Here is a 24824-nt window from a genome sequence, read left to right on the forward strand (position 1 = left end):
ATTTTTTAATTGAAAATTACTGAAAAATTTACAACAAGTATTTAATAACTAAAAAAAGAAAAAATTATGAAGAAAATAGTAATAAGTACAATTATATTAGTAGTAACAGTTACATATGTATTTGCACAAAATACTTCAAATTTTGGTGTAAAAGCAGGATATAATTTAGCTTCAGTAACCGATGATTCAGGAAATGAAACAGATGCAAGAAGTGGATTTCATGTAGGGCTTTATTCAGAAAATTTTATCAGTGAAAATTTTTCAATTCAACCAGAGGTTATGTATTCACAACAAGGATTTAAAATTGAGAATAATAACTCAACCTATACATTAGAAAGAGATTATATTAATATCCCTGTAATGTTTAAAGGATATTTAGCTAAAACTTTTTTTATTGAAGCTGGACCTCAAGTAGGATTTGCTGTAAGTAAAAAAGAAACTTTAGATACTGTAATAGGTGATTTTGAAAACGACTCAGAACCAAATTCTTTTGATTGGGGACTTAATGTTGGTACAGGTATAAAAGTAAATGCCGCAACCATTGGATTAAGATATCATTTTGGTATGGGAGATCTTTATGAAGATACAGATTTTAAAAATAGAGTCTTTCAAATATCTGTTGGATTCGACTTTTAATAAAAAATATATCAAAAAAAGCCTCTTTTAAAAGAGGCTTTTTTTGATTTTTGAAAAGATATTAATGCAAAAAATAAAAAATTATGAACTATTATTTTAACAAAACACTTCAAGGAAATTTTGATGATATTATAGTTAAAGTTACCCAAGGTTTAAAAGATCAAGGCTTTGGAATTTTAACAGAAATTGATGTGCAGGAAACCTTGAAAAATAAATTAGATGTTGATTTTAAAAAGTATAAAATTTTAGGAGCTTGTAATCCTCCATACGCACACAAAGCTTTGTTAGCCGAAGATAAAATTGGAACAATGTTGCCGTGCAATGTTATTGTACAAGAAGTTAAAAATGGGACTATTGAAATAGCAGCTGTAAATCCAATGGCATCTATGCAAGCTGTTGAAAATAAAAAATTAGAAAAATTGGCTGAAGAAATTACAGAAAAGTTAGAAACTTTTATCAAAAAACTTTAATTAAATTTCCTCAACTTGCCTGCTGGTTGGTCAATTTTAATAACAAATAAAACTAACTATTTAGGTGGTAAAGTGATAATTAATTAATCGGAAATACAATGAGCATTTGCGTTAAATAATATTCCGATAAAGCTATTACAATACTTTAATAAAGTTTAAATTGTTTTAATACACTATTAAAAAATTTGAATTGAAAACTACTGAACTACATCCAAAATTTAAGATTGCTCATTTGCCTTCTTTATTAGTGAAAACCTATAAAGCTTGGGATGCAGAAAACCCATATAGGTTAAGTGCAGTTGTAGCTTATTATGCTATTTTATCAATGCCTGGTTTATTGGTTATTATTGTAAACCTAATTGGAGCTATTTGGGGAACAGAAATTGTTCAAGGTGAATTAACTAATGAAATATCAAGTGCATTGGGTCGAGATGTAGCTAATGCAGTTGGAACTATGATATCAGACACTCAAGAGAAAGACAAAAATCTAATTTCAACTATTATTGGTATCGGAACTTTACTTTTTGCAGCTTCAGGTGTGTTTTATCATTTGCAACTTTCTTTAAATCAAATATGGAAAGTTGATTCAATTACCGAACAAAATTTTTGGAGAACATTGATCAATAGAGCTAGAAGTTTTACATTTATTTTAATTATTGGATTTTTATTATTGATCAGTTTTATTATAACGGCGGGTTTGTCTGCACTCACTAATTTTTTGAGTCGTAATTTTCCAGATATTATACTTTATGTAGCCTATATTTTAGATATTTTGTTGTCGCTTAGTATGGTTACCATTCTATTTGCTCTCATGTTTAAATATTTACCCAATGTAAAAATTAGATGGAAATCGGTGTGGGTTGGTGCAATTATTACAGCAGTACTGTTTGTTTTAGGTAAATTTTTATTAGGATTGTATTTTGGACGTGCAGATTTTGACTCTACTTATGGTACAGCAGGTACTATTGTTTTAATTTTACTTTGGGTGTCATATTCTTGTTTAATTTTATTTTTTGGAGCAGAATTTACAAGAGTATATGCAGAAAAATATGGCTTTGGAATTAAGCCAACAAAGTACTCTAAAACAATTAAATAATAGTACTGTAATAAAATAGTTATAGTAAAAGTTAATCTTTGTAATTAGTTAATATAGCTATATTTAGTTTGGATATTATTTACTTGTATAATTTACCTAACTAAATAAAACAGTTAACATATTAACTGAAAAGAGTAACATAAAAAAATACATCAAACTAAATTTAAATAGAATAAAAAATTATATAAAATGCCAAGCAAAAGAATAAAAAACGAAGAACAATATCAGGCTTTAAGAGATAAAGGTTATAGTAAAGAAAAGTCTGCAAGAATTGCCAATACGCCAGATTCTGGAAAAAAAGGAGGCAAAGCAAAACCTTATGAAGAATGGACAAAAGATGAACTGTACCAACAAGCTAAAAACGTAGGAATAAATGGTAGATCAAAAATGAACAAATTGCAATTGATACATTCACTAAGAAATAATTAAACATCTAAATTTTCTACCATAATGAAATATATTAGCCAAAAAATTATTAACCAGCTTTTTTTACTACTTGTAATAATTTGTATTGCAGGACTTCTAGTATTTGAAATAGCACCTTATTTGTCTGGAGTTTTGGGTGCAATAACTATTTATGTATTGTTGCGAAAACCTATGAAGAAACTTGTAAGTAAAGGTTGGAACCCAGTACTTGCTGCCATTGTTTTATTAATATTATCTATAGTTTGCATATTAATACCTATTTCTGGAATTATATTAATGATTGGTAATAAAGTTAGTAATTTGGGGAAAAATTCTCAAGAGATTATTAACATTTTAAAAAATCAACTTGAAAAATTAGAATATTATTTGGGATTTGATCTAAGTTCACGAATAGATACTTCACAGTTATCCACGTTTGTTTCGGACAAATTACAAAGTGTAGCTGGTAGTACTTTTGAAATTGTATTGTCAGTTTTTATAATGTACTTTTTGTTATATTATATGCTTACAAATCGTAGAAAATTGAGAGAAACCCTTTATGAGTATATTCCTTTAGCAGAAGATAATATAAAAATTATTAGTGAAGATGTTGTTAGTATGGTGCGTTCTAATGCAATAGGTATTCCACTTGTAGCAATAGCTCAAGGTGTAATTGCAATTATTGGTTTTTTTATTTTTGGAATTGAAAACCCAGTTTTTTGGTTTGTAATGGTTACTATAGGTTCAATGATTCCTTTTGTAGGAGGAATGCTTGGTATAATTCCGGCTTTTATATTAACTTTAGCAAATGGAGACGCGTTTCAGGCCTGGGGAATTTTATTATATGGTATTATAATTGTGGGTTCTACAGATAATTTAATTCGACTTTTTTTCTTAAAAAGAATTGACAACGTACATCCTTTAATCACATTAATTGGTGTTATTATTGGGGTGCCATTATTTGGATTTATTGGACTAATATTTGGTCCTTTATTATTAAGTCTTTTTCTACTTATAATTAAAATTTATAAGAATGAGTATGGCGAAAAGATATAGATAAATTATTATTAAAATTATTTTAAATAAAAAATGGGAGTGATTTCAAAAAACAATCGACAAATTAAATTGTATTATAATTCCAAAACTTCTTTGGGTAAACAAACTATTGCTTACGTTAATGCATCTGAAAAGAAAATACTTACAATTGATATTTCTAAAACTAAAGTTACAGGTACACAGTGGTTGGAAATTGTAAATAAACTTAATATAGATATTTCTGAATTGGTAAATCAAAAACATCCAGATTTTGTTAAAATTTATGGAGATAAAGAAGTGAATTTATCGGAAGATGATTGGTTAAAACTAATTGAAAAAAAACCTATAGTTGTAACATATCCAATAGTAATAAACGGAAAGCAATTTTTACAAATAAAAACACCATCCGACTTTGTAAAATATTTAGATCAAGAATAATACCTATGTGTATATTTTAGCTTAAATTACCACTTTATAAGTTATAAAATTATTGTATGCTTTTTTATAAATCGGAATTAACCATCCAGTGAACGCCAAATTTATCGGTGCATCTTCCATACAATGCACCCCAATGTTTTTCATTAAAAGGCTCGTTTATTTGTCCGCCAGAAGAAAGTTCAGTAAATATTTTTTCAGCTTCTTTTGCATCATTTACATCCACACTCATGTGAATTTTATTTCCATTATTTAAAGGTGTGTCTGGAGCAGCATCATATGCTAAAAAATGTACTCCTTTACCTTTAACTTCGGCATGTTGCAGTTTACTTCTATAAGATGTTGGAATGTCCATTTTTGCATCTTCATAAGATATTCTTTTAGTTACTTCTGCATTTAAACATTTGGCGTAAAAATTAATTGCTTCCTGGCATTCACCAGAAAAGGCTAAATATGGTAGTACTTTCATTTTCTTATTATTTTATTGATTAATAATTTCTCATTTTTTCTTTTCTTTTTCTCAGTTGTCTTTCTAGATCGTTTATAGATTCTGAAATTGAACTTTCAAAATTTCCGTGTGAAGCTTCGGCAAACATTCTTGGACCCGGCATACTCAATCTAATATAACAAATAAGTCCTGTAGCATCTGAACTGGTATTCTCTTTTTTAAAAAACACATCAGCTCTTAAAATAAAATCATATTTCTCTTTTAGTTTGTTTAATTTTTCTGCGACAAAATTTTCAAGATGCATACTCGGATTCACATCATGGTATTCATATACAATTTGCATAGTTTTAAATTTAAATTAATTACTACAATACTAATATTTTTAATCAGGAAGTATTAACTCATTTACTTTATTCATTAACTTAAAAATTAATAAAACAGCTATTTCTTAACTTTTTTGGGGTTTAATTATATAAGGTGTATGTTATTTTTCTTTTTTAAAATTGAGCAAGGTACCTGTTAAGTAAGTTTTAAAATTAGAATTCAACTGATTACATATCAATAATTTATCATATGGATTAATATTTTATTTAAATGAAATACTATTATTTACAAGGCAAAGCTATTTTAGGACTTAAATAGATAATAATAACTTAAAAAAAAACACAATTATGAAAGATTTAGAAAAATCAAATGTTGGCAATAATAATGGCAACGATAGCGAAATGGAAAAAAAATGGGATTCTATTAAAGACGATTATATTAGTAAATATTCTGAATTAAGAAAAGAAGACTTAAGCTATGAAAAAGGTGGAATTAGTGGAATGTTTGAGAGAATAGGAAGAAAAAGAGGAAGAACTCTTTTACAAATTCAGCACGAAGTTTCTAGCTGGAGATAGTGCTAGTGAAATCTGAAAAAATATTTAAACAGTAATAAAAATAAAAACTAAAAAAATGTATAACAGTAAAATAACCAAAGCAGATAAAGAAATATTAGGTGATAAAGCGGGTAATTTGAGAAATGATGGGGGAGACGATCGGATATTAAAAAACAGAAAAAATGAGGTCGATTTTGCTGGTGAAGATTTAGATGTGCCTGGAAGAAAATTACCAAAAAATAAAACTAAAAAAACACTAAATGATGAAGAGAATCAACTTTATAGTTTAGGAGATGAAGAAAATGAAAATTTAGAACAAGATTATAACAGTACAAAATAAATATAATTCTGAAATTTTAGATGTAATAAAGTTTATTTCAAATAATAATGCTATTTAAAATTTTTATTTTTTGAATTAATAATCAAATCATTTGAATTAATACAAGATATAATATCTATATAATTTTACATCATAAAAGATGTTAATTGTTTTAGCATCTAAAATAAAATATAAACCAATAATTTTAAATATAAAGATTATGAGTACAACATATAGTGAATTAGTAGGTGAAAAATTAAACACATTATTAGAAAAAAGTTATGATGCTGAAAAAGGATATTATAAAGCAGCAGAAAATGCAGACAACATAGGGCTTAAAAGATTTTTTATTAGAAAATCTCAAGAGCGTAAACAATTTGGAAATGCTTTAAAATCTGAAATTAGAGCATACGGACAAGAAGTTGAAACAGGAGGAAGTGCAACTGGAGCCGCACACCGAGCATGGATGGATGTTAAATCTTTCTTTGCTGCAGATAACGATGAGTCAATGTTAGAAGCTGCCATTACTGGAGAAAAGGCAGCGGTAGATGATTACGAAGATGTTTTAAAAGAAATTAACTTGCCACCAAGTACAGCAACATTAATTACAAATCAAGTGAGTCAAATAAAAAGTGATTTAGATACTGTTACACGTTTAGAAGATCTTTCTTAATATGATAAGAAATTTTTAGATTGTTTTAAAAATAAAAGTTGTGAAAAAAAAGAAGGAAAATCCTGCAGGTGTAAAAATTTGCAGGTTTTTTAACGCTTAATTAATTGTAGTATTTCTTATGTAATTACTTGTATAGTTTATAATTTTGAAATGTAATTATTTGATTAATTTTTATGGTGATATAATACTAATGAGTTAATAATTATTGTATTAGTGTTAAGTGTTTAGTAAAATTATAGTCAATTTTGTTGTGTAATGTTAGGACCTATAAACCTCAACTAATTATTAACTTTAAACAAAAATATTATGTTACGTTGGACAATTACATTTATAATTCTGGCAATAATTGCTGGAGTATTAGGTTTTACTGGTATAGCTGCCGGAGCCGCAAGTATTGCAAAAATATTATTCTTTATATTTTTAGTATTATTTGTAATCTCATTGATTACGGGTAGACGAAAAGTTTAAAAAGAAAGGAAATATGCACAAAAAACATTTGTACTACAATTTTTTTGCTAAAACTAATCATTTTAGCGTAGTTAAAATTAAGAGATTTTAAACGAGTATTTTTAATTAAAATACTCGTTTTGTTATTAATTATATACGAATCTAACTATTTTAATCCTTTTTTTTCTTCAATTATAACTAGTATGTTTTCAGCTATATACAAATCAACTTTTTTACATGTCTAATTTTTATTCAAAAAAATCATCTTTAGTAAGCATAATATTGTATTTTTGAAAAAATAGTAGGTTAAATTAAAATAAATTGCAATAACTTATTTAACGTTGATTTAAATTGCTTATAGGCTTAATTACAGCGTGTTGCAAACTTGTTAACATGGTTTTTGAAAGAAGTATTGTATAAGCCATTACTCTTAAAAATATTTATAATACGTAATATAGAATTGATTATAAAATTGTATAATTTATTTTTATGAACATAAACAAATTGAACGTTTTACTCGCTGATGATGATGAAGACGACAGATGGTTGTTTGAGCAAGCTCTTAACGACATAAAAATTAAAACCAATCTTTCTTTATTTAAAAATGGGAAAGAATTGATGGATTATTTATTGCAAATTGATATTAAACCACATCTTATATTTTTAGATTTAAACATGCCTATCAAAAACGGAATGGAATGTTTATTAGAAATGAAACAAGATGCCAATCTTAAAAATATACCTGTGGCTATTTATTCAACATCTTCATCAGAAAAAGATATTGAAAATACATTTATAAGCGGAGCTAATATCTATATTAATAAACCATCTAATTTTGATAAATTAAAAGAAGTAATTGAAAAAGTATTACAACTTAACTGGCAATATCAAACATCAAATTTAAACAAGGATAATTTTTTATTTAGAATTTAAACAAAATGGATTTTAGGAGAATAATATCTTCAACAAAATCAAATAAAATTGTATTGGCAGTTGCCATTGCTTTTCTATTGATGCTTTCTAGTGTGTCATATAAGCAGATAAGCAATATGCAAAAATCTGCAAATCTAGTGGCCGTTTCGCTCAAGATTGATACAGAAATTAATAATTTGTTTTCTAAATTTAGTTTAATTGAAGCTGCTGAATATAAGTCTATAATTTTAAAAAATTCTGCATATAATGAAACCTACAAATATTATATTCAACTAACAGAAAATTCACTTTCAAAACTCTCTCAACTTACTAGCAATATTCCAAAACAACAACATTATTTAGACACTATTAGGCAATGGAGAGATAGTTTAGACATTTCAGTTACTAAACTGAACGCGTACCAAAACAGACTTTTGGAAGATAGAGATTCTTTAATTACAAAAGAAGTAAATAATGTGGCCTCCATTATGCAAAAATTAAAGCAGGCAAGGCTTGATATGACTCAAATAAAAGAGGCATTAATTAAGCAACGGATGGAAGATTACACTACAGAAACTTTTTTTACACCTATAATATCGTTGTTATTAGTGCTTTTTTCATTAGTAGGTTTTGTTTTAGCTTTTATAAAAATTAATAAAGACCATGAAAAATTAATAAAAACACAAGCGTATGTTGATAATATTATTAGCAGTAGTAATAATGCAATTACTTATTTGGAACCAATTCTATCAACAGATAATAAAATAACAGATTTTACAATAAGTTATGTAAGCAATAAAATAGAAGAGAATACAGGTTTAAAAGCGTCAGAAGTTACTGGAAAAACAATTTCTGAAGTATTTCCTTCAATTATGACAAATGGTGTTTTTGATATTTATATTAAATGTATTGAAACAGGTAAAACTCAAACATATGAGCGATGTTATAATTTAATGAACCAAGAAAAATGGTTTAAAAGTATTGCTACAAAATTAGAAACAGGAGTTAATGTTACAACTATTGAGGTTACTAAAGATAAACGTAATAACGAAAATTTAAAAAATTTAAATGAACGTTTATATATTAAAAATACCATTTTAAATAATGCTGAAGTGGTGGCTAAAATTGGAAGTTTTAGTAGGTATCCAGAAACTGGTATTATTGAAATGTCTGATAACTTATACAGAATGCTTGGTTGTAAACCAAACGAGTTTGAAGCAAGTTTAGAAAATTATATGTCATTTATTCATCCAGATGATTTAATGAAATTTAGTAAAGCTGCCGATAGAAATTTAAAATCAGAGAAATTAAAAGAAACATACTATAGAGTAGTTACCAATAAAGATCAAATAAAACACTTTAAGTCTTCTACAGTATTAATAATGGAAGATGGAAAGAAAAAAGAGGTAGGCGTAGTACAAGATATTAGTGAGAGCATAAAAAAAGATAAAAAATTAAAAAATAGAAATAAAGCCTTAAAACGTTCAAATGCTGAATTAGAATCATTTAACCGAGTTGTAAGTCATGATTTACAAGAACCCTTGCGTAAAATTCAAATGTTTATTTCAATGTTATCAAATGAAGCAAAGGAAAAATTATCTGAAAGAAGTATCGCTTATTTTGATAAAATTGATAATTCAGCAGGCAGAATGCAAATGCTAATTAAAAATTTATTGAACTATTCTAGAATAGATAGTTCACACGCTAATTTTGAAATAATTGATTTAAATAAAAAACTTGATAAAGTAGAAAATAATCTTTCCGATAGAATACTAGAAGCAGATGTTGAAATTATAAAAAGCAACTTACCTACCATTAAAGGAATTCCTTTTCAAATGGAACAATTATTTAATAATTTAGTTTCAAATTCCATAAAATATAGAAATTTAAATAAAAAATCTATAATTCATATAGATGCATCTGTAGTATCTAAAGATCAAATTAATGCTGAGTTTATTAAAACACATAAAAATTATTACGAAATTATATTTAGTGATAATGGAATTGGGTTTGAACAAGAAAATGCAAAAAAGATATTCAATATTTTTGAAAGACTGCATCAAAATACAGAATATACAGGAACAGGAATTGGTCTTGCAATTTGTAAAAAAATAGTTGAAAATCATCACGGTTTTATCCAAGCTATAGGAGAACCAAATAAAGGTGCTACTTTTTATATATACTTACCAATATAAAAACATATTTTACTATCAGTAAAAAAGCTTTACATACGTTATGGTTCCTAATTTTTTTGTAAATTATTGATATTCAAATAATTGTTTTATTTTTTATTCATATCTATAATTAATACTTTCCTCTAAAAATTAAAATGATACACTAATTGCTTAAAACAAGTTAATTTTAAGTTGTTTTATGCGCTTTTTCTGCACAAACTAATAATTATATAACAAAAACAAATAATTGTGTAAAGCTATCGGCTGCTTAATATTAGATATTTGTAATGTGAAATTTAAGTAACAATGTATAGTATTTAAAAAACCATTTTAGCCAATATAAAATTTAAGTTTTAAACATTTTGTTAGCATAAAGGTTTTAGAAAATTAACTAAATGGAGTTTTAAAGCTAACATAAAGTAAAACTATTTAGGTTTCAATTAATAAATAAAAGTTTTTAATTAAATGATAAAGTTAAAAAAATTAAAACTAATAAAGCCAAACACTTAAATATGTCTAAATTTTTATATGGCATAGCAATTTTATTTTTAATAGTATGGGCCATTGGCTTTTTTCTATTTGGCTTGGGTTTAATTATACACCTTGCATTATTAGCTGGGGTTATAGCAGTTATTATTAAATTAATTAAGGAGGAGTAAAGAATTTAATGTTTAAAAACTACAGCAAACTATCATGAAAACAATATATATAAGAACAACTAAAATAGATCAAATTTTTAACAAACTTAGCTCAAGTTTTGGAGGAAATTTAGAAGTGCTTTCTAATGAGTTTAAATTAGCGTTAAATGATAATGTAGGAAAAGGTATTATTAATGGTATTACTTTTAAAAATGGTATCTCATATTTAGAATTCGATGTAACTTTAAATGAAACGTTAATATTAAGTCTGTATTCAACAAAAAGATTACCTATATATTTTGCGTATTGTACAAAAGGAAGTTTAGCGCATAGATTTGGAGATAGTGATCAGGAGCATGTGCTAAATAAATTTCAAACAGGGATATTAGCTAGTAAAAGAGCAGAGGAAAGTATATTAACTTTTAAAAAAGATGAACCTACTAGAATATCATTAATAGTTGTAAATACCATGATTTCTGAAAATGTTGAAGGTTTTAGTTTAAACCAAAAATTAAGAAATGCTTTTTTTGAAAATGATACGAAAGAGAGTGCTGTTTATATAGGTTCACACAATTTAAAAATCAGTGAAAAAATTAAAGAGCTAAATGCTATAAAACATACTGGTATTGTTAGAAACTTGATGATGAAGGGAATTGTACATCTAATTTTAGCTATGGAAGTACAACAACGTGCAGATGATTTAAATAGATTAAACAATACCACTGGATCTTTAACAAAAAAAGAATTAGAAACTGTAAAAGAATTTTCAGAGTTTATTGTTAACTATCCTGAAAACAACTTTACACTAAAATTTTTGAGCAGAAAATCAGGGCTTTCAGCCAATAAATTACAAGAAGGTTTTAAAATATTGCACAACAGAACTGTGAGAGATTTTATTATTAATGAAAGAATGAAAAAGTCTGAAGAGCTTATTAGAACTACCGATTTAAATATTTCAGAAATTGTATATAGTATTGGATTTACAAGTAGAAGTTATTTCTCAAAAATATTTAAACAAAAATATAATTGTAGTCCAAAATTTTATAAAGACAGTCAAAATTCGTTAGCTGCAACAGCATAAATATACATCACTTTAACCCATGAGAAACTAGCCTTCTGTGGCTGGTTTTTCTAATTTAAAACCATTTATTATGAGGAGTTTACTTTGGCTTGTAGCCGTTATTTGCATAGTTATTTGGCTTTTAGGCATGTTAAATGTAGTGCCTGGTATTGCTACCAGTAGTTTACTTCATATTCTATTAGTAATAGCTGTAATTGTTGTGTTGTACAACATTATTTCTGGTCGAAGACCATTAGACTAATTTTTTTTTAAAAAAATAAAAAACGTATCTGTCTAGCTTAATTTTTAGAAGATGCGTTTTTATATGTTATAGCATTTATAAAAAAGAAATAGATTTTCCTTAATTAATGCCAATATGCTTAATTTCATTCAACAAAAAATTAGTGTAATAGCTTACATGATTTCAATTAGTATTAAAATTGATTGAGTTAAAAATATTAGATCTTCTTGTTTAAATTGTAGAAAACAATAACAACATTTTTAAACGCAATAAATTTTTAAACCTATAATAGTGTTAAACCTTTATAGGTTTAAAAGTAAAAAATAGTTTTAATTATGGACACACATTATAATAAATAAATTTAAAAAGCATGAATATGGAACTACCAGAAATGAATAAATACGATAAAGTAGCCAAAACAGATTATGAAATTTATCCTTTACTATCTCAAAGATACAGTCCACGAGTTTTTAAAGATAAAAAAATAACAGCAGAAGAATTACATCAACTTTTTGAGGCGGTACGATGGTCAGCGAGCTCAAATAATATACAACCTTGGCGTTTTATATTAACAAAAAAAGGCTCAAAAGCTTTTAATAATGTAGTTGATTGTTTAAGCGAATTCAATCAAAAATGGGTTAAAAATGCACCCGTTTTGGTGCTATGTGGATATAAAAAAACGGTGGACAAGGTTAAAGAAAACTTTCATGCTTTACACGATCTAGGATTGTGTTTAGGGAACATGACTATACAAGCGCAATCTATGGATATTGCACTGCATCATATGGCAGGACTTGACTGGCAAAAGGCTCATGAAGTTTTTAAAGTACCAGATGATTTTCATATTGCAACCGCATTGGCTATAGGATATTATGGAGGAGATATTACAGCCTTACCAGAAGATTTGCAAAAACAAGAATTGGCCAAAAGAGAACGAAAACCTCAATCGGAATTTGTTTTTAAAGATTCTTGGAAATAAGAAACATGCTAATAAATATAGTTTTAATAAAAAATTATCTAACAACTAATAACTTAAATGTCAACAGAAATTATTTTAGTATTTGTTATTTTAGTAACCACTATGGTATTATTTGCTTTCGAGATTTTTACTGTAGATAAAATAGCTTTTTTTATAATAGTTTCATTAGTGTTGTGTAATTTAGTTACGCCTAAAGAAGCTATTAGTGGTTTTTCAAATAGTGCAACCATTGCAGTGCTGGCATTAATGATATTAGCAATTGCTATGGAAGAAAATGGAGTTATAAATTGGTTAACTTCAAGCATGAGTCGCATAAGATTTTTGCCACTTTATTTAATGGCTCCAATTTTTATGATTGTTACTGCGTGTATTTCAGCTTTTATTAGTACAACAGCAGTAGTTATTGTTTTTATCAAAATAATAAATCAACTTTCAGAAAAATATAAAATTTCACAATCTAAGTTATTACTACCAATTTCATTTGCAGGTATTTTGGGTGGTTCTTGTACTTTAATGGGTACTTCTACAAATTTATTAGTGAATGCTGTTGCAACAGATTTAGGAGCAACCAAATTAGGTTTTTTTGAATTTTCTATGTTGGGTTTAATTTTTTTAATAATCTCAGTTATTTACTTAACAATTACAATTAGATGGTTGCCTTGGGATAAGCAAAAGAACTTTAGTGAAGATTATAAAATTGATAATTATATAACCCAAATAACAATAAATAAAGACTCAGATTTAATAGGTAAAACTATTGGAGAAACTTTTTTTTATAATAAAAATGGAATTTCACTTTTAAAATTAACAAGAAATAAAAAAGTACTTAGCTTGCCAGGAAAACATACTGCTTTAAAACAGGATGATAAATTATTGATTACAACAGATTTAGAAAATTTAACAAAACTTAATAATTCGGAGAATTTAACAATTTACCAAGAAAAATTTCACCAAGATAAAGTTGAGTATGAACATAATAAAGGTGAAAAAACGAAAGATAGTAACACTATTTTTGTAGAATTACTTATGTTGCCAGGAGCATCATTATTAGGAAAAAAATTAGGCATTTTATACCGCTACATTACAAATTATGCGGTACCTATTGCCATAAAAAAACATATAACTTATAATAAGTTTAAAAAAAGACTTTTTTATAATAGCAATAAAAATAATGTTGTTTTAGAGGTTGGAGATAGATTATTAGTGAAGGTTGGAAGAGAAAATATACAATCTTTAGAAATTATTGAAAATATAGTTATTTTAAAAGAATTAGAACCTTTGGAGGATTCAAAACCATTTAAAAAATATTTTTCATTATTTGTGTTATTAAGTGTAATTACATTGGCAGCTTCAGGTTTACTTACAATTTTAGTAAGTTCATTAGTAGGTGTAACGGTATTATTACTCACAAATAACTTAGATTTAAATAATGTATATAAAAAAGTAAATTGGCAAATATTCTTTTTGTTGGCAGGTATGATTCCGCTTGGTATTGCAATGCACAATAGCGGAGCTGATATGTGGATTTCAGAAAAATTATTAGGCTTTTTATCAGGTCAATCTGAAGTAATAATTATTGGTACACTTTTTTTAGCAACAATGATTATGAGTGGAGTTATTAGTAACAATGCTACTGCAATTATTATGACACCAATAGCAATTTCGCTGGCGCAAGGTTTAAATATGGATTTTAAAGCTTTTATTTTAGCAATTATGTTTGCTGCTAATTTTAGTTTTTTTACTCCAATAGGTTACCAAACCAATACATTAATTTATGGAATTGGGAATTATAAATTTAAACACTTTTTTCTAATTGGAGGTTTGTTATCTTTAATATTATGGGTTGTAGCTACCTTATTATTAACAAAATTATATTAAAAAATGAAGACAAAATTTTCTATGCAAGAAGCTGTAGTTAACTTATGGGATAAATTAGACGGTTGGTTAAATGCCCTTATACTAAAATTACCAAATATAGTAATGGCTATAATTGTAATTGTATTATTTTATTTTTTAGCCAAGGGAGTTAGAAAAATCTTTAGAAAATATTTATTGAAAAAAATAAGTCAAAAATCAATTCAAGATATTATGGCTAAAGCCATATTTTTAACAGTTATTTTAATTGGTTTTTTTATAGCACTTGGTGTGCTAGAACTCGATAAAGTACTAACAAGTATTTTGGCAGGTGCTGGGGTTGTAGGTTTGGCTGTTGGTTTGGCTTTACAAGGTACATTAAGCAATACTTTTGGAGGTGTTGTGCTTTCATTTTTACCACGAATTCGTATAAACGATTATATTGAAACTAGTAGTACTTCTGGTTTTGTTTCAGAAATTAGTTTAAGAAATATTATTTTAAGAAGACCGGATAATAACTATGTAATTATTCCTAATTCTAAATTTGTTGAAGATTCATTTATCAATTACTCTTTAAGTGAAAGAACCCGAATTGAAGTTAAATGTGGTGTTGGTTATGAAAGTGATTTACAAAAAGTTGAAGATTTGGTGGTAGAACTAATAACGAATAATTTTAAGCAAAATGAGGATGAATATGTAGAGTTTTTCTTTACAGAATTTGGTGATAGTTCCATTAATTTTATGGTTAGATTTTGGATTGACATGGTGAAAAGTAAACAAGAACATGCTGCGCGACATAAAGCCATAAAATTGATAAGAAGTAAATTCGATCAAGAGAATATCAATATTCCATTCCCAATACGAACTTTAGATTTTGCTAAAAATAACTTACAAATAAAATCAAATAAACTTGAAAAAGATGCATAATATAAAACATAAAAGCCGAAGCAATATTGCTTCAGCTTTTATGTTTAACAAACTGTTTTTCTTAAATTATTTCGATGTTTATTGGTCTACCTTATAATCAACGTCACCATAGTTTTGTAAGTTTATAAAACCTGATTCTCCAGAATCTGAATCTTCTGAAATCCAATAATTTGCATGTACAATACTAACGGACAAAATTACTAAATCAGGATCATTCTTACCATCAAACCATCTGTTCATAATTGGTGTCCAAAGTTTATCTAGTAATAAATTGTCAAAAATATGGGTGGCGTGTGCAAATACATTTAAATATTCTTTTTTATCATCATTTGCATAAAGTAACTGAACGCGATTGTCTTTTTCTATTTCATTAAAAGGAGTTGCTTTTTTACTTGTAAAGAAAATAAGATCACCTTTATCAACCAAGTCTAAAGTTGTCATTGGATAAGCAGAAAAAGGTATTTTAACCAAATTAGTAGCCATCATACAAATTGGATTGTCTCGTACAATACCTCTAATTTTATTTATTTTTTCATCTCGGCTTAAAATCTCGTCATTATACATAATTATATTTTTTAAAGTTCACTTTAAAGATGCTAAAAAAGCAACTATAAAATTGATGTTTTTGAACTTAATAGTACCTCAAAAGATAACTCATTCCAAAAGAGTTAAATTATATTTTTTTAAGGATAATTTTTACTAGTAACCAATTGTAAATTTGTTTATATAACAATAAAATATAATAAAATGGAAAATAAAAGAATATCAGATGCAATGGAAAAAATGTTGAATGAGCAAATGACACGTGAGGCTTATCAGGCTCAAGTATATCTTTCGTATGGATGTTGGGCTGAAGAAAATAGTTTTGCAGGTGTTTCTGAGTTTCTATACAAGCATATGCAAGAAGAGCGCAACCACATGTTTAAGTTTGTAAAATATATTTTAGATAGGGGAGGAAGTGTAACTATTGAAGCTATTAAAGCTGCACCAAAAAACCCAAGTGATATTGGCGATTGTTTACAAAAAATTTTAAAACACGAAATTGACAACTCAAAAGAAATTGATAAAATTGTAAATTTAGCGCACAAAGAAAAGGACTGGGCATCGTTTAATTTTGCACAATGGTTTGTAAAAGAACAAATAGAAGAAGAGTCATTAATAAACGAACTTATTGATAAATATACCATAGCCTCTAAAGAAGTGAAAGATAATGCAAACCTTTATGAAATGGATAAAGATTTTGCGAAAGCTTCACATGAAGCTACAGTTCCAAGAGAAGAAAAAATACAATAGTAAATAATTATAAATTTAGCGATTTGAATACTATATATTTTAGGGCTGTCAATTTTGATAGCCCTATTTTTGTAGCTATAAAATCATAAAATGCTAATTTAAGATTAAAAAAAACCTCCAATAGTTTTCTATTGGAGGTTTTTAACTGTTATTTCTGATTTTAGTAGTTATCTATTTCTTCTTTCAACTGTTCTTTTGTTCGTCCAGTTTTTTCTTGAAGTTTACCTAACATTTCATCAAATTTACCTTCAGCATAGGTTAAATCGTCATCTGTTAAATCGGCATATTTTTGTTTTAATTTTCCTTTGGCCTGATTCCACTTGCCTTTTAATTCATCTGAATTCATAATTTTATGTTTTTTTAATTAATATTATTTTAATTATTAATATAAAAATACGACTGATTTGGTTGAAACCTTACTTCAATAAATTTAAGTTTTAACCTTAATAATAATTCTAAAATAACTATAAAAAAAACTTGAATACTTCTACATCTTTTTCTTACCATTACCAGTAAGCGTGCTTTTAATTCCATCCTCAACATTGATCCATAAATAATTAAAAAACGACTTATTTTTATTTCGCTCTACTTTAATTTTACCGTATCTAAAACCATTTTTATCGGCTTTAGAATTATCTTTTATAAATAGATTGCCAATAGCAGTTAAAAATTTATTGACTTCATTTTTATTATTCAAAATTTTAAATTCAAAATTTTCATATTTCATTTTTAAATCTCCTTCAGAATTTAAATTATTACCGCTAAATGTAAAATATATCTGTTCAAATTCACCGGTTGCTTTGGCATTTAAATTTGATTCAAAAAAATCACTCGCTATTTTAGCGTTGAAATTTTTAAACTCGCCAGATCCCAAAAAAGCATCTTGTTTATTAGTTACATCAAAACTAATATCTAAAACCATTGGCGCTTTACCCATAAAATTAGAGTTTGCTGAAAACTCTGTTTTTTCGTTATTTTTATTGATATTAGAAAGGTTGGTGATTGAAGCATTAATAGCATCAAAAAATACTTTTCCAGCTTTATCGGCGTCCTCTAATTGTTCAGAATAACTTACATAACCTTGTTCAATTTTTAATTTAGCAACATCTAATTCAAACGATAAATCTCTTAGCATTTTACTGTATAAATTTTTAATTTCCAAGTCATCTGCAACTCTTTTATCTCGGTAAATCATTAAATTAGGTTTTGTTATTTTACCTGAATCTAGAATTACAAAAAACTTTTTTTGACTACAACCAATATCTAATTTATTGAATTCTGATTGAGGAATATGAAGTTGAATATGGTCGCGTTCAACAGCTATTTTTGTTGATAAAACTTCTTTAGAAAATTTTGGAGCTATATATAGATTTTTTAAAATTAATTTATTGTTTTCAAATGCTAAATCATCAATTTTTAAATCTTCATAATTACTCATATTTAAAAATAAGTGTTGAGATTTTAACTTAAAATCTTTATAGGTGAAAGGTATTTTTTCTTTTAATTTAATGGTACTTGTGCAAAACTCGTTTAATGAGAAATTAATATTATCGATTTTTGCGTAAATACTGTCTTGCTTATTTTGATGGATTTTTAAGAATCCATTTATAACTGAAATTTCATCAACTTTTATTTCTTTTAGAGAATTGTGGCTAGTTTTTTTTTGATTAGAATTATCCTGTTTTATTTTTGCAGTCTTGTCATTAAAATATTGTAATTGTGGGTTTTTTAAACGAATATTTTTAATTGATACTTTGTTATTTATAATAAATGAAGCTAAATTAAAACCTATTACGCTTAAATTTTTTGCATTTAATTTGCTAACAATGTGTTTTTCTGAATTTAATAATTTTACAGAAAAACTATCTATTTTAATATTCCCTAAAACTGCATTTACGTGTATTTGAGAATATTTAATTTGAATATTTTGTGGAACTTCATTTTCAATTGCATTAATTATAGTGCTTTTAAATTTATATTGAAGAAAGAATAAGCTTCCAACAATAATAATAAAAATGATACTTATAATTATTACAGATTTTCTCATGAGTTACATTTAATTAATATGCAAAATCCTTTAAAATTAGGACTATTTATAACTCAATTGCATAAATATTTAACCCGTTTAGTACTTCCATTTTTATTTTTAAATCTATTATTGTAATATTTAAATTATGAATAAAATTATACCTAGTAATATAAAAGAAAATGTAGAAAAAGCGCTTTCCTTTTATCCGGAATTGAGTAATACATCTATTGAATTTAAAATTAAAAGAAACATAAAAAAATCGACCATGCAAGCACAGCCGAAATGGGATTTTTTATGGAAATCTAGAAAGAATAAATCGTATATAATTTTAATAAGTAGCAAATTTAAAATTGAAAATAAGGAATTTAATACCTTAGATATTCCTTCAGAAGTTTTCATTGGTTGGATTGGTCATGAATTAGGTCATATTTTAGATTATGAAAATAAAAGTAAATTTGACTTGATTTTGTTTGGAATAAAATACTTGTTTTCGCAAAAATCTATTAAAGCAGCAGAACGAACTGCAGATACTTTTGCAGTTGCCCACGGTATGGCTCACTATATTTTAGCAACTAAAAATTTTATATTAAATCATGCTACCATTTCTGAAAAATATAAATCTAGAATTATAAAGTATTATATGTCTCCAGAAGAAATTATGGAACTGGTTGAAAAAGAATAATTTTAATTATTCTTTTTCATTTTCTTTAACAAATTTTTCCCAAAGGGCAAATTTTTCTTCACCCATAACACGTTCCATCTTAACTTGCCCACCTTTTTTCTTATTATAATCGTTCCAATCATGAAATACATGTGGTTTTATAAGCGTAACTAAAACTCTTTTTAACGCTTTTGATCGTGCTACTTTGTAATTTTTATTGGCTTTTTTAAGTTTTTCGTCTAGTTTTTCAGCAATTTCCTCACAATTTAATTTGGTATTTTCAGTACCTAAATACCAAACATGATTATATTCTCCATTTATACGTTTGGCAGAAAGTGTAAATTCAGTAATTTTTATTTTAAAATAATTTTCCAGTTCTTTTACAGCATCGGTCATTTTATTAACAGATAATTGTGAGCCAACTACATTTAAAAAGAATTTAGTTCTACCAGTAATTTTAATTTCAGCGCGTTCAACATCGGTAAATTCTATGGTATCGCCAATTAAATAACGCCAAGCTCCAGCAACAGTACTAATAATTAAAACATATTCTTGTTGTAATTCAACTTCTGCCAATGTTTTAACCTCAGCATTTTCAGTTAAAGAGCCATCTTCTTTAATATATTCTGGTTTAAAAGGCACAAATTCAAAATAAATACCGGTATCAGTAATTAGTTGCATTGCGCTAGTTTCTGGTCGTGTTTGAAATGCTAAAAACCCTTCAGAAGCCAAATAAGTATCAATTATTGTTATAGGTTTACCTAATAATGCATTAAAACTTTTTTCGTAAGAATCAAAGGCAACACCGCCAGAAGTGTAAACCTGTAGGTTGGGCCATATTTCATGAATATTTTTTACTTTATGGTAATTGATAACTTCTTGTAACATTAATTCTATCCATGAAGGAATACCGCTTAAAGCACCAATATCCCAGTTTTTTGCATTTTTTGCAATTTTATGCACACGAGTATCCCAATCGTCTATTTCAGCAATTTCTTTTCCAGGTTTATAATAAGGGCGAAACCAAAACGGAATATTACTTGCACTAATACCGCTAATTTCACCTTCTAAATGATTGTTTTTTTCTTTTAATTCTGTTGAACTTCCCAACATCATAATTTCTTTTTCAAAAAAATTTGTAGGCAAATTAAAGTTTGTTAATGCTAATACTTGCTTTATTCCTGTTTGTTGAATAGCTTCGAGCATTGCTTCAGTTACTGGAATTCTTTTACTTTTTTTACCTGTTGTTCCTGAACTTAAAGCAAAATAATTTGGAGTACCTGGCCAAGTAATATCTTCCTTACCTTTATGAAGTTTATACCACCATTCTGAATTCATTTTATTATAATCAAAATAAGGGATGTTTTTAGCAAAATTAGCCATTAAATCTTCAGATTTTAAGATGTTGCTAAAATTATAATATTTACCAAATTCGGTATCTTTTGCTTGTTCTAATAAATTTTTTAGAACCTCATGTTGTGCATTAATAGGGTTGGTTTCTGATTTTAGTTTATCAGTAACTTCAATGATTCCCTTAATTATATTTCCTAAGATTGCCATAGTTTGTTTTATAATAATAAGCAGTTATTTTAATTAAAATAACTGCTTTCGTTTTTTATAAATTTAATTATTAAGCATTTGCAACTTGATTTTTGTGCTTGCCTTCGTTTATTTCTTCACTGAATTTAGCTATAAATGCAGGTAAATCATTAGGATTTCGGCTAGTGACTAATCCATTATCAACAACAACTTCTTTATCAACCCAATTAGCACCAGCATTCATAACGTCTTGTTTAATACTTTCAAATGAAGTAACGGTTCTATTTAAGATTACTTTTGCACTGATTAATAACCAAGGTGCATGACAAATTGCAGCTACTGGTTTTGAACTTTCAAAAAATGAATGAACAAAAGCTAAGGCTTTATCATCTCTACGCAAAATATCTGGATTTATAACTCCGCCTGGTAACAGCAATCCATTGTAATCTACCTCATTGGCATCTTCTAATTTTTTATCTACTGAAATACTTTTTCCCCAATTTCCATCATCCCAACTTTTAATTTCACCATTTTTATTTGAAATAATTTCAACGGTAGCTCCTTTTTCTTTTAATTTATTGTAAGGCTCAAATAGTTCCGATTTTTCGAATCCATCTGTTGCCATAATGGCTATTTTTTTATTTTTTAAACTCATTTTATAGTTTTAAAATTTATAATTTGTTTTTAAAAACAAGATACTGTGGGAAATGGAGATGGTGTTGCTTTATAAATTATTTTATTGACGCAAATAAAAAATAATGAGGATTTATAATAATGGGCTAAAAAGTCTCGCCAAACCTTCTAAAATTTTATTGTAAAAAGGACGAGCATTGTGTTCTTCAATAGTTAAAATACTACCTTTTTCGCAATCTTTTAAGAAACTATTTGAAATTTTAACAGCAATTTTTTCGTCGTAAATTAAGGCGTTAGTTTCAAAATTTTGTTCAAAACTTCTATGATCAAAATTACCTGAACCAACCGATACAATTTCTTTATCTGTAATAATCATTTTACTGTGTAAAAAATTACTACTTCTGTAAATTTCTATTCCAACTTGTAATAATTCTTGAAAATAAGATTGCATGCTGTATTTAGCTAATAATGAATCTGATTTTTCAGGGATTAATAACTTTATTTTTATGCCTCCTAAAGCAGCCATTTTAATACCTTCTAATAATGGTCTGTTTGGCATAAAATAAGGGTTTGCAATATATATGCAAGTATCAGCGATGTTAATTAAACTTAAATATTGATATAAAATAATTGAATAATCAGAATCTGGTTCACTGGCAACAATTTGAACTACAGAGTCTCCTTTTTCTTCAATTTTAGGAAGGTATTTTTCTTGTAATAAACTTTCGTTATTAGCAGCAAAATAATAATCTTTTATAAAAACTTTATGTAAACTTTCTACAGCTGGACCCTCAATACATACATGTTCATCGTCCCAAATACCTAAATCTGATTGAGAGCTAATGTATTTATCACTTATATTTACACCACCTATAAAACCAATTTCTCCATCAATAATTATAATTTTTCGATGGTTTCTAAAATTTATTGCAAAAATTATAGAACCAAATTTAATGGGCATAATAGGATAAACTTTTACTCCGATATCTTTAAATTTTTTGATGGATTTTCGTTTTAACTCAAAGCTTCCTATTGCATCATAAATCATTCTAACTTCAACACTTTCTTCAATTTTATTTTTAAATATTTGGTATAATTCTTCTAAAATTTTACAATCTTCAAGAATATAAAATTCAACATGAATAAATTTTTTAGCGGTTTTAAGTTTTTCAAAAATGGTTTTATAAGCCTGTGTACCACTGTTTAAAACGGTAACTTTATTTCCACCAATTGCCTGAAAGTGTGAACTGTTTTTTAATAAAGATGCTAATTTTCTATTTTTTGGAGATTTAAATAATACTTGATTTTCTGAAACGCTATTTTTTAAGTGTTTCTGATCATACATTCTTCGTTGTAAAGCGCGTTTTAAAGTATAAATTTTAAATTCTCTTCTATTTACGCCAAATAAAATGTAAGTAATTGCACCAGCATAGGGAACAAATATAATAACTAATATCCAACCTAAAGATCGAGATGGGTTTGAGCCATACAAAATGATACTACCAATTGTAATAAATGCAGTAATAATATAAATTATTAAAAGGGTAGTTAGCATAAATTTTAGTTAAACCTTAAGTCGGAATTGAAAGATACAATATTTTATTGATTATCGATATTGACTTTATTTGAACAATTCTCTTTAGGAATCATTGCAAAAAATTCTGCTAAAGATGTAGCATTAGCTGCACCGTAAGGGACTAAGACTGTTCCTCTGGAATTGTTTTTATCTTCAATTACATATAAAATTGACATATCCGATGGATTGCTCATACCTTCAAATCTGTGTTCTGCAACAATAAAAATATCTTCAGGTTTATATTCTTTTTTAGATTTTAAATCAATTAAGTTTTCACCTCTAATTTGATAATCAGTTACATATCCCTTTTGTTGATATTGTTTAATATAATATTTTTCACTTTTGTTCATGATGATGCTATTTAAATTAATAAAATTAAATATTATAAAGGTTATTATTTCTTTAAAACAATATTAACCGTAACGATTCTATTATTGATTCATTAAAATAATAACCCAAATAACTGTTGCTTACTTAACTGTGGAAAGTTCTTTATCGCCATATTTTAAATTTGGAATATTTAATGTTCTGATAGGGAAAGGAATGTTAATGTTATTTGCATCAAAAGCTTTTTTTAATTGTATAATTGCTTCCGTTTTTGATTTAGCAACTTCTAGGCCCGATGTAGAGTTAATCCAATATCTTAATTCAAAATTAATAGCACTATCACCAAATTCTCTATATAAAAATAACACTTCATCTGTTTTTTTTACAGCATCAAAATTGTTAGTAATGGTTTCAATAGCTAGTTTTTTTACAAACTCTAAATCAGATTCATATCCAACGCCACAGTTAAGTATAACCCTCGATTTTTTTGTTTTCGAATAATTTTTGATAGGATTTTCAACCACTTGTTTATTAGGAATATACACTAAGTTATTGTCAACTTGCTTTAATGTAACAGATCTTAAATCAATATTTGTAATTTCTCCTTCATAATCATTACTTTCAATCCAATCTCCTATTTTTACAAATTTTATATAGGATAAAATTATACCCGAATATGTGTTTGCCAAGGCACCTTGTAAAGCTAAACCAACTGCCAAACCGGCTACACCAGCACCTGCTAATAATGTATTTAATGTTTTACTTAAATCTAAAATTCCTAAAATTAAAAACAGTCCTAATAAAATAGTTATTATTGCCATTAATTTTGCAATAACCTCTTTCATAGATTTTTGTAATTTACCTTTATCTAAAATTCTAAGTGTTAATTTATTTACATATTTTGAAATAAAAATTACTGCTATAAAAACGATAATAGCAATTAAAATATTGGGGATATTAATAATTATAGCGTCTAACCACGACATTAATTTGTCTAGCATTTTAGCCCATGCTTCTAAAAATTGATTTTTCATTTTTTTGTTTTTAAATTAGTTAAGTAAATAATAGCAGTAAGTATGTTAAAACAGGTGTTGATTTAATAAAATTATTAATTCAAATAAAAACTACTTACTAATGGT

30 protein-coding genes are annotated in these 24824 nt (G+C 26.7%); 20 read left to right on the top strand and 10 right to left on the bottom strand.

Annotation, left to right across the window (positions count from 1 at the left end):
- The first annotated feature begins 66 nt into the window (after positions 1 to 66).
- The 6 genes from BM335_RS09710 to BM335_RS09735 all read left to right on the top strand — a co-directional run bounded on the left by BM335_RS09710 (position 67) and on the right by BM335_RS09735 (position 4080).
- Positions 67 to 636, top strand: a complete 570-nt coding sequence (locus tag BM335_RS09710; protein WP_090226209.1) for a porin family protein — start codon at positions 67 to 69, stop codon at positions 634 to 636.
- Between the two features lie 83 nt (positions 637 to 719).
- The gene (locus tag BM335_RS09715) at positions 720 to 1106 is read left to right on the top strand and encodes a DUF302 domain-containing protein (protein WP_090226214.1); all 387 of its coding nucleotides are present in this window, start codon (positions 720 to 722) and stop codon (positions 1104 to 1106) included.
- A 190-nt stretch (positions 1107 to 1296) separates the two neighbouring features.
- Positions 1297 to 2202, top strand: coding sequence for a YihY/virulence factor BrkB family protein (locus tag BM335_RS09720; protein ID WP_090226217.1), 906 nt, complete (start codon positions 1297 to 1299; stop codon positions 2200 to 2202).
- Between the two features lie 189 nt (positions 2203 to 2391).
- Positions 2392 to 2631, top strand: coding sequence for a DUF7218 family protein (locus BM335_RS09725; protein WP_090226221.1), 240 nt, complete (start codon positions 2392 to 2394; stop codon positions 2629 to 2631).
- Positions 2632 to 2652: 21 nt separating this feature from the next.
- Positions 2653 to 3663 (top strand): AI-2E family transporter, encoded by a 1011-nt coding sequence (locus tag BM335_RS09730; RefSeq protein ID WP_090226224.1) that lies wholly within the window; start codon positions 2653 to 2655, stop codon positions 3661 to 3663.
- A 33-nt stretch (positions 3664 to 3696) separates the two neighbouring features.
- Positions 3697 to 4080 carry an arsenate reductase family protein gene (locus BM335_RS09735; protein WP_090226228.1) on the top strand — a complete coding sequence of 128 codons (384 nt, stop codon included), beginning with the start codon at positions 3697 to 3699 and terminating at the stop codon, positions 4078 to 4080.
- Positions 4081 to 4144: 64 nt separating this feature from the next.
- On the opposite strand, the gene BM335_RS09740 is transcribed toward BM335_RS09735, so the two are convergent.
- Together BM335_RS09740 and hpf are read right to left on the bottom strand one after the other, a co-directional pair.
- The gene (locus BM335_RS09740; protein ID WP_090226233.1) at positions 4145 to 4546 is read right to left on the bottom strand and encodes a VOC family protein; all 402 of its coding nucleotides are present in this window, start codon (positions 4544 to 4546) and stop codon (positions 4145 to 4147) included.
- Positions 4547 to 4565: 19 nt separating this feature from the next.
- Positions 4566 to 4868 carry a ribosome hibernation-promoting factor, HPF/YfiA family gene (gene hpf / locus BM335_RS09745; RefSeq protein ID WP_090226237.1) on the bottom strand — a complete coding sequence of 101 codons (303 nt, stop codon included), beginning with the start codon at positions 4866 to 4868 and terminating at the stop codon, positions 4566 to 4568.
- Between the two features lie 328 nt (positions 4869 to 5196).
- Here hpf and BM335_RS09750 point away from each other — a divergent pair, with 328 nt between their 5' ends.
- The 12 genes from BM335_RS09750 to BM335_RS09800 all read left to right on the top strand — a co-directional run bounded on the left by BM335_RS09750 (position 5197) and on the right by BM335_RS09800 (position 15627).
- Positions 5197 to 5424, top strand: coding sequence for a hypothetical protein (locus BM335_RS09750; protein WP_090226241.1), 228 nt, complete (start codon positions 5197 to 5199; stop codon positions 5422 to 5424).
- Between the two features lie 55 nt (positions 5425 to 5479).
- On the top strand, positions 5480 to 5743 hold the full coding sequence (locus BM335_RS09755) for a hypothetical protein (protein ID WP_245780655.1): 264 nt from the start codon (positions 5480 to 5482) through the stop codon (positions 5741 to 5743).
- A 199-nt stretch (positions 5744 to 5942) separates the two neighbouring features.
- Positions 5943 to 6395 carry a ferritin-like domain-containing protein gene (locus BM335_RS09760; RefSeq protein ID WP_090226727.1) on the top strand — a complete coding sequence of 151 codons (453 nt, stop codon included), beginning with the start codon at positions 5943 to 5945 and terminating at the stop codon, positions 6393 to 6395.
- A 306-nt stretch (positions 6396 to 6701) separates the two neighbouring features.
- Positions 6702 to 6863 carry a DUF1328 domain-containing protein gene (locus BM335_RS09765; protein ID WP_090226252.1) on the top strand — a complete coding sequence of 54 codons (162 nt, stop codon included), beginning with the start codon at positions 6702 to 6704 and terminating at the stop codon, positions 6861 to 6863.
- Positions 6864 to 7331: 468 nt separating this feature from the next.
- Positions 7332 to 7775 (top strand): response regulator, encoded by a 444-nt coding sequence (locus BM335_RS09770; RefSeq protein ID WP_090226257.1) that lies wholly within the window; start codon positions 7332 to 7334, stop codon positions 7773 to 7775.
- Between the two features lie 5 nt (positions 7776 to 7780).
- Complete coding sequence (locus BM335_RS09775; protein WP_090226261.1) at positions 7781 to 9949, top strand: ATP-binding protein; 2169 nt, start codon at positions 7781 to 7783, stop codon at positions 9947 to 9949.
- Between the two features lie 491 nt (positions 9950 to 10440).
- Positions 10441 to 10587: a lmo0937 family membrane protein gene (locus BM335_RS15585; RefSeq protein WP_143102406.1), complete on the top strand. Its 147-nt coding sequence runs from the start codon at positions 10441 to 10443 to the stop codon at positions 10585 to 10587.
- A 34-nt stretch (positions 10588 to 10621) separates the two neighbouring features.
- The gene (locus tag BM335_RS09780) at positions 10622 to 11647 is read left to right on the top strand and encodes an AraC family transcriptional regulator (protein ID WP_090226263.1); all 1026 of its coding nucleotides are present in this window, start codon (positions 10622 to 10624) and stop codon (positions 11645 to 11647) included.
- 70 nt (positions 11648 to 11717) lie between these two features.
- Positions 11718 to 11888 (top strand): lmo0937 family membrane protein, encoded by a 171-nt coding sequence (locus BM335_RS09785; RefSeq protein ID WP_143102407.1) that lies wholly within the window; start codon positions 11718 to 11720, stop codon positions 11886 to 11888.
- Positions 11889 to 12243: 355 nt separating this feature from the next.
- Complete coding sequence (locus BM335_RS09790) at positions 12244 to 12846, top strand: nitroreductase family protein (protein WP_090226731.1); 603 nt, start codon at positions 12244 to 12246, stop codon at positions 12844 to 12846.
- Between the two features lie 57 nt (positions 12847 to 12903).
- Positions 12904 to 14724, top strand: coding sequence for an SLC13 family permease (locus tag BM335_RS09795; RefSeq protein ID WP_090226271.1), 1821 nt, complete (start codon positions 12904 to 12906; stop codon positions 14722 to 14724).
- A 3-nt stretch (positions 14725 to 14727) separates the two neighbouring features.
- Positions 14728 to 15627, top strand: coding sequence for a mechanosensitive ion channel family protein (locus tag BM335_RS09800; RefSeq protein ID WP_090226275.1), 900 nt, complete (start codon positions 14728 to 14730; stop codon positions 15625 to 15627).
- A 78-nt stretch (positions 15628 to 15705) separates the two neighbouring features.
- Here BM335_RS09800 and BM335_RS09805 read toward each other — a convergent pair whose 3' ends face one another.
- Positions 15706 to 16191: a pyridoxamine 5'-phosphate oxidase family protein gene (locus BM335_RS09805; protein ID WP_090226278.1), complete on the bottom strand. Its 486-nt coding sequence runs from the start codon at positions 16189 to 16191 to the stop codon at positions 15706 to 15708.
- 183 nt (positions 16192 to 16374) lie between these two features.
- Here BM335_RS09805 and BM335_RS09810 point away from each other — a divergent pair, with 183 nt between their 5' ends.
- Entirely contained in the window at positions 16375 to 16920 is a 546-nt protein-coding gene (locus BM335_RS09810) for a ferritin (protein ID WP_090226282.1), read from the top strand.
- A gap of 160 nt (positions 16921 to 17080) precedes the next feature.
- Here the strand turns inward: BM335_RS09810 and BM335_RS09815 are convergent, their stop codons facing one another.
- Together BM335_RS09815 and BM335_RS09820 are read right to left on the bottom strand one after the other, a co-directional pair.
- Positions 17081 to 17266 (bottom strand): CsbD family protein, encoded by a 186-nt coding sequence (locus tag BM335_RS09815; RefSeq protein ID WP_090226286.1) that lies wholly within the window; start codon positions 17264 to 17266, stop codon positions 17081 to 17083.
- Positions 17267 to 17407: 141 nt separating this feature from the next.
- Positions 17408 to 18967 (bottom strand): hypothetical protein, encoded by a 1560-nt coding sequence (locus BM335_RS09820; protein ID WP_090226290.1) that lies wholly within the window; start codon positions 18965 to 18967, stop codon positions 17408 to 17410.
- Positions 18968 to 19094: 127 nt separating this feature from the next.
- Between BM335_RS09820 and BM335_RS09825 the strand changes: the two genes are divergently transcribed.
- Positions 19095 to 19631: a hypothetical protein gene (locus BM335_RS09825; protein WP_090226294.1), complete on the top strand. Its 537-nt coding sequence runs from the start codon at positions 19095 to 19097 to the stop codon at positions 19629 to 19631.
- Positions 19632 to 19637: 6 nt separating this feature from the next.
- Here BM335_RS09825 and BM335_RS09830 read toward each other — a convergent pair whose 3' ends face one another.
- The 5 genes from BM335_RS09830 to BM335_RS09850 form a co-directional block, all read right to left on the bottom strand.
- Entirely contained in the window at positions 19638 to 21170 is a 1533-nt protein-coding gene (locus tag BM335_RS09830; protein ID WP_090226299.1) for a GH3 family acyl-acid amido synthetase, read from the bottom strand.
- Positions 21171 to 21240: 70 nt separating this feature from the next.
- Positions 21241 to 21804, bottom strand: a complete 564-nt coding sequence (locus BM335_RS09835) for a type 1 glutamine amidotransferase domain-containing protein (protein WP_090226304.1) — start codon at positions 21802 to 21804, stop codon at positions 21241 to 21243.
- 111 nt (positions 21805 to 21915) lie between these two features.
- Positions 21916 to 23337 (bottom strand): cardiolipin synthase, encoded by a 1422-nt coding sequence (cls, locus tag BM335_RS09840; protein WP_090226308.1) that lies wholly within the window; start codon positions 23335 to 23337, stop codon positions 21916 to 21918.
- A 44-nt stretch (positions 23338 to 23381) separates the two neighbouring features.
- The gene (locus BM335_RS09845; protein ID WP_177219187.1) at positions 23382 to 23708 is read right to left on the bottom strand and encodes a hypothetical protein; all 327 of its coding nucleotides are present in this window, start codon (positions 23706 to 23708) and stop codon (positions 23382 to 23384) included.
- Positions 23709 to 23828: 120 nt separating this feature from the next.
- Positions 23829 to 24719, bottom strand: coding sequence for a mechanosensitive ion channel family protein (locus tag BM335_RS09850; RefSeq protein WP_090226317.1), 891 nt, complete (start codon positions 24717 to 24719; stop codon positions 23829 to 23831).
- Between the last annotated feature and the right edge of the window lie 105 nt (positions 24720 to 24824).

Source organism: Lutibacter maritimus (assembly GCF_900116115.1).
Taxonomy (GTDB): domain Bacteria; phylum Bacteroidota; class Bacteroidia; order Flavobacteriales; family Flavobacteriaceae; genus Lutibacter; species Lutibacter maritimus.